Raw genomic sequence first — 12105 nt, forward strand, 5'->3', positions numbered from 1 at the left:
GGCTCGACCTGGTTCGGCGAACACCCGCCGGTGCCGCTGACCGATCTCGTCGCCAATATCGAGTTCGAGATGATCGGCGCGCAGGATCCCAAATTGCCTAAGGGCGCGCTGATGATGACCGGTTCGGAACGCTCCAATTTGTTCGACATGATGAAGAGCCGGGGTGCGTTGATCGCTGCCGATCCTTATCCCGAGCAAAACTTTTTTGAGCGCTCGGACAATTACTCGCTCGCGCTCAAGGGGATCGTCGCGCACACCTTATCGGGCTGGGCAGTGGTGCCGACCTATCACCAGCCGACCGACACGGTCGAAAATCTCGACATCGACTATATGACCAAGGCGATCCAGTCGCTGATCGCGCCGATCCGGCTGCTTGTCGAGGGTGGGTTCAAGTCGGAGTGGAAGCCCAACGGGCGCCCCAAACCATGAGGGCTTGAACCGATCTCCCGCCGGTCTACATACCGAACAATCGAAAAATTAGGGAGGATCGAATGACCGCACCGACCAAGGGCCTCGAACTGCGTTCGCTGGTGTATGACGGCAAAATCGAATTGTCGCTGGTCGATGTCGAATTATCGCCTCCCGGCCCTGGCGAAGTGATCGTCCGGATCGAGGCGGCGCCGCTCAATCCGTCCGACCTCGGGCTGCTGACCGGCCCCGCCGATCTCGCCACGCTTGATCAGCGCGGTACGGCTGACCGTCCGGTGCTGACCGCCGAGATTCCCCCGCAACGCATGCCGATGGTGCGCGCACGGCTCAACGAATCGATGCCGGTCGGCAATGAGGGCGCCGGAACGGTGGTCGCGGCCGGCGATGGCGCCGAGGAGCTGATCGGCAAGACCGTCGCGGTGATCGGCGGCGGCATGTACACCCAGTACCGCAAGGCGCGGTTGAGCGACCTGCTCCCCTTCCCCGACGGAGTCACTGCACGCGAAGGCGCATCGGCCTTTGTCAATCCGCTGACCGCGCTGGCGATGGTCGAGACGATGCGCGCCGAAGGCCATAGCGCGCTCGTTCATACCGCGGCTGCATCCAATCTGGGCCAGATGCTCAACCGCATCTGCATCGCCGACGGCGTGAGCCTGGTGAACATCGTCCGATCGGCCGAGCAGGCCAGGATCCTGCACGATATCGGCGCCAAGTATGTGGTCGATTCAACCTCGGACAATTTCCGTGATGAGCTGGTCGATGCGCTCGCCGAGACCGGCGCGACGCTGGCGTTCGACGCGATCGGCGGCGGCAAGCTGGCCGGTCAGATCCTCGCTGCGATGGAAGTCGCCGCTAATCGCAACGCGACGACCTATAGCCGCTACGGATCGAATACCCATAAGCAGGTCTATGTCTATGGCAGGCTTGATCTCGGGGCGACATTGATTGGCCCCGATGTCGGATTTGCCTGGGGCGTCGGCGGCTTCCTGTTGACTCCGTTCCTCATGAAGGCCGGCGCCGAGGTGGTCGGCCGCATGCGCGCGCGTGTCGCCGCCGAAATCCGCACGACCTTCGCCAGCCACTACACTGCCGACATCTCACTGGCCGAGGCGCTCGATAAGGACACGCTGCTCGCCTACAGCGCGAAAAAGACCGGCGAGAAATATCTGATTGTCCCCACCGCGAGCGGCTGATCCGCCATCAATCGCCGTTGATGAAAATCGCCATCATCCACTTGCCGTCGCGCTTTCGAAAGATCGCGCGATAGGCGAGCGGGTTGCGCAGGAAATCGACGCGGACATAACCTTCCTTGCCCTCGTCAGTCTTCACGTGCGTCCATGCGCTATCCTTCTCGTCGATGACGGTCAGGATGTCCCAGTCGAGCAACGCCACGACTGCGCTGTCGGTATTCGGGCCGACGCGCAGATTGACCCGCGGCCGGCCAGGCATGGTGGTCGCGAAGACGTCGCGCGACTGCGGCAGGCGCGCATACATATAGGGAATGCTCGCCTCGCCCCGATCGAGCGCGCAGCCGAGCGACAATGCCAGATCGAGTTCGACCCACAGGTTCGACGACGCGGGGTGGACCAGGTCCCATTCCTTCGCGAACCCCGCTTTGCCCGGGATGCCGACATCGAGCGAATATTCAATGTCGGGCGTGGTCAGCTCCAGCAACGCCTTCGCGCCCTTGCGCGCGACAATGCCCTTCAACGTCGTGCGGAATGCGGCGAACGACGCATCCGCGGCACATTCGTCGCGTGGCGGCAGCTTGTCCGCGCGTGCCGTGGCGGGAAGGGTCATGGCAGCCAGCGCTGCGAGCAAGGCGATCTTCATGCGCCACAAGGCATCATGCGTGGGTGCCCAAGTCAATCGCCGCGATCAAGAGCAGCTAAGTATCTTAAATCAGTAATATAAACTAAGATTTCAGACCATTTCGGGCAGCGAAAAGGCGCCGCTGCGGCAAGCCGCGAGGGATCGAAATCGCCCGTCCGGCATTGAGCAACATCAAGTCGTAACGGACGCGATACCGTTAACGTTGGATGTTTGCAGAAGATGGAGTTCGGATGGGAAATTGTGCAACCGGGGTCGCCGGGCTGGATGAAATCCTCGCCGGTGGTTTAGCGAACGGCAGGCTTTTTCTTGTCGAAGGCAGTCCCGGCACGGGCAAGACGACGATCGCCAGCCAGTTCCTCATGGCCGGTGTGAAAAACGACGAACGGGTACTCTATATCACCTTGTCCGAAACCGAGGAGGAACTGCGCGACGGCGCGGCGTCGCACGGATGGGATTTCCCCGAGAATTTCGAAATCTTCGAGCTCGTCCCGCCCGAAAGCCTGCTCAACGACGAGCAGCAGCAGAGCCTGCTTTATTCATCCGACCTCGAACTGGGTGAAACGACGAAACGGATATTCGAAGCTTTCGAGCGCGCCAAGCCGGCGCGGGTAGTGCTCGACAGCCTATCCGAAATCCGTCTGCTCGCACAAAGTTCGCTGCGGTATCGCCGCCAGATCCTGGCGCTGAAACACTATTTTTCGCACAATGACGCGACCGTGTTGATGCTCGACGATCTGACCGCGGATGTCATGGACAAGACCGTGCACAGCGTCGCACATGCCGTGATCCGGCTGGAGGAATTGTCGCCCAATTACGGAGCGGAGCGGCGGCGAATGCGCGTGATCAAATATCGCGGCCGCCGCTATCGTGGCGGGTATCACGACTTCGTCATCGAAACGGGCGGCGTCCGCGCGTTTCCACGGCTGGTGTCGGCGGAACATCGGGCCGATTTCAAGCGCGAGACGGTACCAATCGACAATGAGCGTCTCAACGAACTGCTCGGCGGGGGATTCGAGCGCGGCGCGAGCAACCTGATCCTTGGTCCCGCCGGCACCGGCAAGTCGCTGCTCACGCTCAGCTTCGTCCAATCGGCGATCAACCGCGGCGAAAGCGCGGCGATGTTCGTTTTCGATGAAGAACTCGGGCTCTTGTTCGAGCGCTCCAAGGGGTTAGGCATCGATCTTCCGGCGATGGTCGACACCGGAAGGCTGGTGATCGAACAGATCGACGCCGCCGAGCTGACCCCCGGGGAATTCTCCGAGCGCGTGCGTGTTTGTGTCGAAACGCATGGCGCGCGGACCGTCGTGATCGACAGCCTCAACGGCTATCAGGCGGCGATGCCCGAGGAGCAGGCACTGATCCTGCACATGCACGAATTGCTGCAATATCTGAACCGCCAAGGCGCGACGACCTTCCTCACGGTCGCGCAGCACGGGCTTGTCGGCGACATGAAGTCGCCGGTCGACGTGACCTACCTGGCCGATACGGTCATCCTGTTGCGCTATTTCGAGGCGTTGGGACGGGTCCGGCGCGCAATGTCGGTCGTTAAGAAACGCACCGGCTTTCATGAAGACACGATCAGGGAGTTCATGATCAACCATAAAGGCATTACGCTCGGCGAGCCGCTCACCGGCTTCCAGGGCGTGCTGCGCGGTGTGCCGAGCCTCGTCGGCGACGATGACGCCGGGCTGCTCGACGTGAAGCAGAGGTGATCGTCTCTTGAATCGCACGATTGCCGAAGGCGCCGTTATTTTGGCGCCGCATGGGCGCGACGCGGCCGTAGCGGAAGCGATGCTGCGCGAGGCCGGTCTCGAAGCGGCCGCCTTCCCTGACATTCCCTCATTCGTTCGCGCGCTGCGCGGCGGAGCTGGCTTCGCGATCGTCACCGAAGAGGCGCTGCGCGGCGCCGATCTGCGCGACCTCGCCGGCTTCCTTGCCGACCAAGCGGAATGGTCGGACTTTCCGTTCATCGTCCTGACCGCGCGCGGCGGCGGGCTCGAGCGCAATCCGGGCGCCGTGCGGTTGCTCGAGACGCTGGGCAACGTCACTTTTCTCGAACGCCCCTTTCATCCCACCACATTGGTCAGCCTCGCCCGCGCGGCGCGCCGTGCGCGATTGCGGCAATATGAGGCGCGCACGCGGCTGGAGGACATTCGCGCGGGCCAGGAGCGATTGCGCGTCGCACTGAACGCCGGCGGCCTCGGCGCCTGGACGATGGAGCTCAACACAAACACGCTGCATGCGTCGCCAGAATGCAAGGCCCATTATGGTCGGCGCGCTGACCAGCCGTTCGATTTCGATCAGCTGATCGCTGCGATCCATCCCGACGATCGCGAGCGGATGCGCGCCACCGCCGAGCGCTCGATGGCAAGCGGCGAGCATTACGATGTCGAATATCGGATCTTATGGCCCGACGGCTCGCTCCATTGGGTTCAGGTCAATGGGCGGCTGGAATACGACGCCCGCGGCAGGATCTCGCAGATGGTCGGCGTGTCGCAAGACATCACGTCGCGCCGCCGCACCGAAAGCCACCAAGCGGCATTGATCGCGCTGGGCGATGGCTTGCGCCAGATGACCGATCCGGCAGCGATGTCGTTCCTGGCGGCGGGGATCCTGGGGTCGACGCTTGGCGTCAGCCGCGCGGGCTATGGCATCATCGATCCGGTGGCGGAAACCATTACGATCGAGCGCGACTGGAACAGTGTCGGCACCAATAGCCTGGCGGGCGTGCTCCATTTTCGCGACTACGGCTCCTATATCGAAGACTTGAAGCGCGGCGAACTGGTGGCGATCGCCGATGCGCGCGAAGACCCGCGCACTGCCGCAACCGCCGCCGCGCTGGAAGCGATTCATGCCCGCGCAGTGCTCAACATGCCGCTGGTCGATCACAACAGTTTCGTCGCCTTGCTTTACCTCAACGACAAAGGGCCGCGTGCGTGGATCGCGGAGGACGTGGCGTTCGTCCGCGACGTCGCCGATCGTACGCAAGCGGCAATCGAGCGGCGCCAGGCCGAACTCTCGCTCGCCGCGCTGGCGGAATCGCTCGAGCACCAGGTCGAGGAGCGGACGCGCGAAAGCGAGGCGGCGCAGGAACAATTGCGCCAGGCACAGAAAATGGAAGCCGTCGGCCAGCTGACCGGCGGGCTGGCGCACGATTTCAACAATCTTCTCACCGGCATTTCGGGCGGTCTCGAACTGATTGAGATGCGCATCAAACAGGGCCGGACGGCGGAGATCGACAAATATGTCGAGATGGCGCGTAGCGCGACCAAGCGCGCGGCGGCGCTGACGCATCGGCTGCTCGCCTTTTCGCGACGCCAGACGCTCGACCCGAGGCCGACCGACGTCAACCGGCTGATCGCCAATATGGAGGAATTCCTGCGGCGCTCGGTTGGCCCGCAGATCGAACTCGAAGTAGTCGGTGCGGGAGGATTGTGGACGACCTTGATCGATCCCAATCAGCTCGAAAATGCGCTGCTCAATCTCTGCATCAACGCGCGCGACGCAATGCCCGATGGCGGCCGCGTCACGATCGAAACCGCGAACAAATGGCTCGATCACGCAGGCGCGCGCGACCGCGACCTGCCACCCGGCCAATATATTTCGCTGTGCGTGACCGACACCGGCACCGGCATGTCCGCCGAGACGATCGAACGCGCGTTCGATCCCTTCTACACGACCAAGCCGCTGGGCGAGGGAACCGGCCTCGGCCTGTCGATGATCTATGGGTTTGTGCGCCAATCGGGCGGCCAAGTCCGGATCTATTCCGAGCTGGGCCAAGGGACAACGATGTGCCTGTATTTTCCGCGCGTTCATTCGCGGGAATATGCGGAACAGGAGTCGCCCGATCATGCGCCGCCCACACCGTCCACGGGCAGCGAAACCGTCCTGGTGGTCGACGATGAGCCGGCGATCCGCGCGCTGATTGCCGATGCCCTTGCCGATCTGGGCTATACCGCGATCGAAGCGGGAGACGGAGCGTCCGGACTGGCGATGCTCCAGGCCAATCCGGCGATCCAACTGCTCGTCACCGATGTCGGCCTGCCCAGGGGCATGAATGGCCGCCAGTTGGCCGATGCGGCAAGAGTCGAGCGCCCCGATCTCAAAGTGCTGTTCATCACCGGTTATGCCGAGAATGCGGTGATCGGCAACGGCCAGCTCGAACGCGGGATGCACGTGCTGACCAAGCCGTTCGCGATGGACGCGCTGACCGGCAGGATTCGCGAGGTCATCGGCGACTGAGCGACGTCCGATCGGTCGGCCACGCATTCACCCGCTTGCCGCACTCTGTCCACCTCTCTATCCCCCAGCGCCATGCTCAAGCTCATCATCGGCAACAAAGCCTATTCGAGTTGGTCGCTGCGCGGCTGGCTGGCGTGCAAGCAATCGGGGTTGCCGTTCGAGGAAGTCGTCGTGCCGCTGTACGACGGCGGCTGGGACAAGCGCCGCCAGGGCGACGAATTCGCGCCATCATCGGGCAAGGTGCCGATCCTGTGGGACGGCGACATCGTCGTCTGGGACAGTCTGGCGATCGTCGAATTTCTCAACGACAAGACGGGCAACAACAAGTTCTGGCCGACGGACGATGCCGCGCGGGCGATGGCGCGATCGATGGCGGCGGAGATGCATTCGGGTTTCGCCGGGCTGCGCAACAAGCACGGCATGAACATCCGCCAGGTCTATCCACCCAAGCGTCCCGACGACGATGTCGTCGCCGAACTGACCCGACTGATGGAGATCTGGGCGCAAGCCCGCGCACGCTTCGGCGGCACCGGGCCTTTCCTGTTCGGTGAATTCGGCGCGGCGGACATCATGTTCGCGCCCGTCTGTACGCGCATCGTGACATATCAATTGCCCGTCGCGCGCTTCGCGGCGGCCTATGTCGAGGCCGTGTTGACGCATCCATTCATGCAGGACTGGATCGCCGGCGCGCAGGAAGAGGAATGGGTGATCGAGAAATTCGAGCATCCTGCGGGGAACACCTAGGCAGGGCCTATACGGGTTATTTACCCGTAATCGTGATGATCGTGGGGCGATGGATACGAACCAGGTCAATCTTATCCGAGACAGTTTCGTCCAGATCCTGCTCGACTCCGACGCTGCCGCACGCTTGTTCTACGACCGTCTGTTCGAACTCGCCCCCGATACCCGCCCCCTGTTCCAGAACGACATGGCCGAACAAGGTCGACATCTGATCTCGGCGCTGGCCAAGATCGTCACCGGATTGAGCAGCCTGGATGTCATGCTGCCCGGGTTATGCAGGCTTGCCGAACGGCATGTCGATTATGGCGTGAATGACCGCCATTATGCCGTCGCCGGCAACGCGTTGCTGCACATGGTCACCGCGCATGGCGGTCTTGCGATCGACAGCGCGACCGTGCTGGCTTGGAAGACAGCTTATGCAATGCTCGCGGATGTCATGATCGCCGCCAGCAACGACTATCGCGGATTGTCCGACGCCGCCTGACTGGTCCGGCGATCGCCGATCAGAACAACGTCGTCAGCAAGTAGAACACCGCGCCGACCGCTGCCGACGCCGGGATCGTCACGATCCAGGCGACGACGACGTCGCCCGCGACACCCCAGCGTACTGCGCTCGCGCGCTTGGCGACGCCGGCACCGATGACGCAGCCGGTGATCGTATGCGTGGTCGATACCGGGATGCCGAGCAGCGATGCGGTGAACACCATGATCGTGCCGCCGGCCGAGGCGCTGAACCCCTGATGCTGCGATAATTTGGTGATGCGGCTGCCCATCGTTTCGATGATCTTCCAGCCGCCCATCAACGTGCCCAGGCCCATCGCGATATAGCAGCTGATCGCCACCCAATGCGGCACCTCGAACTTGCCGTGGAGATAGCCGGTCGAGAACAAAAGCACGGTGATGACGCCCATCGTCTTTTGCGCGTCGTTGAGGCCGTGGCTGAGCGAATAGGTGCCCGACGAGATCAGGTGGAGCACACGGAAGCTGCGTTCCGCGCCGCGGTTGCTGGCGCGCGAGAACATCCAACTGGTCGCCAGCATGATCAACATCGACAGGATCATGCCGAGCACCGGCGACAGCACGATTGCGATCAGCGTCTTGTTGAGCCCGTTCCACTGAATGCCGGTCATGCCGGCATGCGCGACGCCCGCCCCGATGATCCCGCCGACCAGGGCGTGGCTCGAGGATGACGGAATGCCCTTCAGCCAGGTGACGATGTTCCAGAACATCGCGCCGATCAGCGCGCCGAAAACGACTCCCGGCGTCACCATATTCTTGTCGATCAGCCCCTGCCCGATCGTCGACGCGACCTTGTGCAGGCTGGGGAAAGTGATGGTCAGGAAATAGGCGGCGAAGTTGAACACGCCAGCGAAGAGCACCGCATGAACCGGTTTCAACAGCCTGGTCGATACCACGGTCGCGATCGAGTTGGCCGCGTCGTGCAAGCCGTTCAAAAAGTCGAACGCCAGCGCAACCAGGATCAGGCCGACCAGCAGCGGGAAAGCGAGATCGTGCATCGACTGGACTCAGGCGTGATCGATGACGATGCCATCGATCTCGTTGGCGACGTCCTCGAAGGCGTCAACGATCCGTTCGAGATGCTTGTACACTTCGCGCGCAACGATGAAGCGTACGGTATCGTCGCGGCTAAATTCGACGAAGCCACGCTTCAGCCCGGCGCGGTGGATGTCGTCGGCATGGCCTTCCATCCGGACCAGGCGCTCGGTCAGTTCGTGAAGGCGCCCGGCATTGCGGCCGACATCGCGCAGCAGCGGCATTGCCTCAGCGGTCAGCCGCGCGGCGTCGACGATAATCGCCGCCATGTCCTTCATTTCCTGTTCGAACTCGCGAACCTCGTACAGGTCGATCGCCTGCACCGCGGCCTGCATCTCGTCGATCGCATCGTCCATCGACCCGATCAGGCTGGTGATGGTGCCGCGATCGAACGGAGTCAGGAAGGTTTCGCGCACCGTCTTCAGCACCGCGCGCGTGATTTCGTCGGCGTCGTTCTCTCGCTCGATCACTTCGCGGATATGATCCGGCGCCGAGCCCGCGCCGTCTTGGAGCAGGCGCGATAGCGCGTCAGCGGCGGCAGTGACGGTCAGCGCATGCGCCTCGAACATCTCGAAGAAATTGCCCGTCTTGGGTAACAGGCGCTGAAACCAGGCGAACATGGGACTGATCCTTGACTTGGTAGCGGCGGCAAAGCCGGTGCGGCGCGCGGCCGCCTTGAATTCGGACGGGCCGAATGAACGGATGAGGTCGCTGAGATCGGGCTCGTCGACCATCGACGCCGCTTCGGGCAGGCTGACCCAGCGCCGTTCGCGTTCGCCCTGTTCCTTCCAGGCGCTGAGCTCGCGATTGACCGCCAGCGGGAAGACCTCGACGTCGATCATCAGCGACGCGCCATTCTTTTGCCGCTTGCGATAGCGATAGGTGCCGAGCGGAGTCGGACAGACGAGCCCCTGCACCCCCGCTTCCTCCTCGGCCTCGATCGCGGCGGCGGCATGCGCGACCACTCCCGAAGACGGATTGCCCTTGGGAATGACCCAGCGACGGTTTTCGCGCGAGGTGACGAGCAGGATGCGGATCGGGGCGTCGCTGGCGGCGCCTTCGGTCCGGTACGGCAAAGCCGCGATCTGGCGAATTGTCAGAACTCCCTCATTGGCGGCCACGCAAGCGACGACCTGCCAATGGTTCCGCTAGCATCCGGTACGGCTACGCGCCATCACAAAACCGCCCGAACGGTCAGCCGGTCAGAACCTGCTCCCGTCCTTGCGCCGCTGCTCGCCGACCGCGCCGGCCAGATGCATATCGATATCGGGATAGTGGCAGTCGCTCGCTCCCCGACCGCCGACTGCGATGAACACGCAGTCGCTGGCCGACCGGTTCTGCAGCACATGACCGTTACCGTCGCCCTTCGGGAAGGCGGCAATGTCGCCCGCGCGCATGGGATGTTCGCCCTCGTCGTCGACGAGCACCGCTTCGCCCGACAGCATGACGACGAACTCGTCCTCGCCCTCATGCCAATGGCGCTGCGACGACCACGCACCGGGCTTTAGCGTCACGTGGCTAAAGCCGAAATCGGTGATACCGCTGGCGGGCGCCAAGCGCCGATACCAGCGTTCCTTCACCGCGTCGGCATAAATGAGCGGATAGCCGGTGGCGTTGCTCTGTGGGACCGCGTCGAGGTCGATCTTGGGCATGACTATTTTCCCTTGGGAGGATTGGCCGTCAGGCATTGTTCGGCAAACGGCATCGCATCGCCGCCGGACAGGTCGTCGCGGTCGTCATCGGTCGCGGCGACCTTGGGATAGCGCGTGCGGATCGCGGCGGCCACAGCCTGCGCCCGCGCGATTCGCGCCTCGGTCGGCGTGCGGTCGGGCCCGCCGGCCGCGCTCTTGCTGTCGAGCATCTCTCGCGCCAGGCGAACGGCGTCGTCGAGCCGGTCGGCGGCAGCGACGCAAAGGCCGGGAGCGATGTCGACAGGCACGTTATCGTCGGATTGCTGCGGCAAGAGCGACGCGGCGGCGAGAAGGAAGAGGATAGGCATCAGTGATTCTCCGCACCCCCGTACGCGCGGACCTTTCCCTTCCCGCCGTTGCAAGGCAAGAGGCAGAGCCTGTCCAACTGGGGAATGCCGTGCCCAACGTCGTCGAACTCACCAAAGCGTTGATCGCTGCCGAAAGCGTGACGCCCGCCAAGGGTGAGGTATTCGACGTGCTCGCCCAGGCCCTGAGCGTGATCGGGTTCGAGATCGATCGCTTCATGATCGGCGAGGAGCCGGACGGGCCGGTCGAGAACATGATCGCAATACGCCACGGCAAGGGGCCGCATTTCGCGTTCGCCGGGCATCTCGACGTAGTTCCGCCGGGCGACGGCTGGGCAAGTGGCGCATTCGAGCCCGAGGTTCGCGGCGACCTTCTCTACGGCCGCGGGGCGGTCGACATGAAAGGTGCGATCGCCGCCTTTGCCGCGGCAGCCGCGCGGGTCGAGGGGCCCACGCTCAGCCTGCTGATCACCGGCGATGAGGAAGGCCCCGCCATTTACGGCACGCGCGCGATCCTCGATCGGCTCGAAGCACGCGGACTCAAGCCCGATTACTGCCTGGTGGGCGAGCCGACCTCGACCGCGCGGCTAGGCGACATGATCAAGATCGGGCGGCGCGGATCGGTCAATATCTGGGTCGACGTCCCCGGACGACAGGGCCATGTCGCCTATCCGCACCTCGCCGACAATCCGATTCCGAAACTGGTCGCCGCGCTGGCCGCGATCAACGCAATCGACCTCGACGCGGGCAACCACTGGTTCCAGCCGTCGAATATCGAGGTGACCGACGTGACGGTCGGCAACCCAGCGACCAATGTCATCCCCGCCAAGGCATCGGCGCGGATGTCGATCCGGTTCAACGACGAGCAGAACGGCGAAGATCTGGTCGCGCTGATCGAGCGGACGGTGAAGGCGCACGCCCCCGACGCGCAGGTGATCGCGCGCATTTCCGGCGAGGCGTTCCTGACCCAACCGGGCGAATTGTCGGCGCTGGTCACGCGCGCGATCGAGAAGGTCGCGGGTGTCGTGCCCGCTTTATCGACCACCGGCGGGACGAGCGACGCGCGCTTCCTGTCGCAACTTTGCCCCACGGTCGAATTCGGGCTGGTCAACGCGACGATGCACAAGACCGACGAGGCGGTCGCGCTGGCCGATCTCGCCGATTTAGTCGACATTTATGCGGAGATCATCACGGCTATCAGGTGATCCAGCCTTGAGTTTCGAGAAGCTCCGTAGCGGCCGCAAATCGGCGTGTGGTGCGTGACACGCTCGGCTAAGCTGTTCGGAAATTGCTGAACATAGGACGATTCG

The 12105-nt window shown here is 63.4% G+C and carries 12 protein-coding genes; 7 read left to right on the forward strand and 5 right to left on the reverse strand.

Annotated features, from left to right (window positions below; translation table 11 throughout):
- On the forward strand, positions 1-429 hold a 429-nt coding region (locus tag SAS01S_RS14050; RefSeq protein ID WP_157082823.1), incomplete at its 5' end, for a M28 family metallopeptidase.
- A gap of 62 nt (positions 430-491) precedes the next feature.
- A complete protein-coding gene (locus SAS01S_RS14055; protein ID WP_066809420.1) occupies positions 492-1622 on the forward strand; it encodes a zinc-binding dehydrogenase in 1131 nt (376 codons plus the stop codon).
- Positions 1623-1629: 7 nt separating this feature from the next.
- Here SAS01S_RS14055 and SAS01S_RS14060 read toward each other — a convergent pair whose 3' ends face one another.
- Positions 1630-2298, reverse strand: coding sequence for an SH3 domain-containing protein (locus tag SAS01S_RS14060; RefSeq protein WP_157082824.1), 669 nt, complete (start codon positions 2296-2298; stop codon positions 1630-1632).
- 194 nt (positions 2299-2492) lie between these two features.
- Between SAS01S_RS14060 and SAS01S_RS14065 the strand changes: the two genes are divergently transcribed.
- The 4 genes from SAS01S_RS14065 to SAS01S_RS14080 all read left to right on the forward strand — a co-directional run bounded on the left by SAS01S_RS14065 (position 2493) and on the right by SAS01S_RS14080 (position 7729).
- Entirely contained in the window at positions 2493-3974 is a 1482-nt protein-coding gene (locus tag SAS01S_RS14065) for an ATPase domain-containing protein (RefSeq protein WP_066809427.1), read from the forward strand.
- Positions 3975-3981: 7 nt separating this feature from the next.
- Positions 3982-6504, forward strand: a complete 2523-nt coding sequence (locus SAS01S_RS14070) for an ATP-binding protein (protein WP_084239011.1) — start codon at positions 3982-3984, stop codon at positions 6502-6504.
- A gap of 72 nt (positions 6505-6576) precedes the next feature.
- A complete protein-coding gene (locus SAS01S_RS14075) occupies positions 6577-7248 on the forward strand; it encodes a glutathione S-transferase family protein (RefSeq protein ID WP_066809430.1) in 672 nt (223 codons plus the stop codon).
- Positions 7249-7297: 49 nt separating this feature from the next.
- A complete protein-coding gene (locus SAS01S_RS14080; RefSeq protein ID WP_066809434.1) occupies positions 7298-7729 on the forward strand; it encodes a globin domain-containing protein in 432 nt (143 codons plus the stop codon).
- Positions 7730-7748: 19 nt separating this feature from the next.
- Here SAS01S_RS14080 and SAS01S_RS14085 read toward each other — a convergent pair whose 3' ends face one another.
- The 4 genes from SAS01S_RS14085 to SAS01S_RS14100 all read right to left on the reverse strand — a co-directional run bounded on the left by SAS01S_RS14085 (position 7749) and on the right by SAS01S_RS14100 (position 10798).
- Positions 7749-8762 carry an inorganic phosphate transporter gene (locus SAS01S_RS14085; RefSeq protein ID WP_066809437.1) on the reverse strand — a complete coding sequence of 338 codons (1014 nt, stop codon included), beginning with the start codon at positions 8760-8762 and terminating at the stop codon, positions 7749-7751.
- Between the two features lie 9 nt (positions 8763-8771).
- A complete protein-coding gene (locus SAS01S_RS14090; RefSeq protein WP_245656912.1) occupies positions 8772-9875 on the reverse strand; it encodes a DUF47 family protein in 1104 nt (367 codons plus the stop codon).
- A gap of 126 nt (positions 9876-10001) precedes the next feature.
- Positions 10002-10451: a cupin domain-containing protein gene (locus SAS01S_RS14095; RefSeq protein ID WP_066809439.1), complete on the reverse strand. Its 450-nt coding sequence runs from the start codon at positions 10449-10451 to the stop codon at positions 10002-10004.
- A 2-nt stretch (positions 10452-10453) separates the two neighbouring features.
- On the reverse strand, positions 10454-10798 hold the full coding sequence (locus SAS01S_RS14100; protein ID WP_066809441.1) for a hypothetical protein: 345 nt from the start codon (positions 10796-10798) through the stop codon (positions 10454-10456).
- Between the two features lie 89 nt (positions 10799-10887).
- Here SAS01S_RS14100 and dapE point away from each other — a divergent pair, with 89 nt between their 5' ends.
- The gene (gene dapE, locus SAS01S_RS14105) at positions 10888-12000 is read left to right on the forward strand and encodes a succinyl-diaminopimelate desuccinylase (RefSeq protein ID WP_084239013.1); all 1113 of its coding nucleotides are present in this window, start codon (positions 10888-10890) and stop codon (positions 11998-12000) included.
- Positions 12001-12105: the final 105 nt, after the last annotated feature.

The sequence above is a fragment of the Sphingomonas asaccharolytica NBRC 15499 genome, from assembly GCF_001598355.1.
In the GTDB taxonomy this organism is placed as follows: Bacteria; Pseudomonadota; Alphaproteobacteria; order Sphingomonadales; family Sphingomonadaceae; genus Sphingomonas; species Sphingomonas asaccharolytica.

Bases quoted from the DNA above. Each gene is read 5' to 3' on its own strand.
- SAS01S_RS14065 (WP_066809427.1), top strand. From the start codon at position 2,493: ATGGGAAATTGTGCAACCGGGGTCGCCGGGCTGGATGAAATCCTCGCC.
- SAS01S_RS14085 (WP_066809437.1), bottom strand. From the start codon at position 8,762: ATGCACGATCTCGCTTTCCCGCTGCTGGTCGGCCTGATCCTGGTTGCG.
- SAS01S_RS14055 (WP_066809420.1), top strand. From the start codon at position 492: ATGACCGCACCGACCAAGGGCCTCGAACTGCGTTCGCTGGTGTATGAC.
- SAS01S_RS14075 (WP_066809430.1), top strand. From the start codon at position 6,577: ATGCTCAAGCTCATCATCGGCAACAAAGCCTATTCGAGTTGGTCGCTG.
- SAS01S_RS14095 (WP_066809439.1), bottom strand. From the start codon at position 10,451: ATGCCCAAGATCGACCTCGACGCGGTCCCACAGAGCAACGCCACCGGC.
- SAS01S_RS14100 (WP_066809441.1), bottom strand. From the start codon at position 10,798: ATGCCTATCCTCTTCCTTCTCGCCGCCGCGTCGCTCTTGCCGCAGCAA.
- SAS01S_RS14080 (WP_066809434.1), top strand. From the start codon at position 7,298: ATGGATACGAACCAGGTCAATCTTATCCGAGACAGTTTCGTCCAGATC.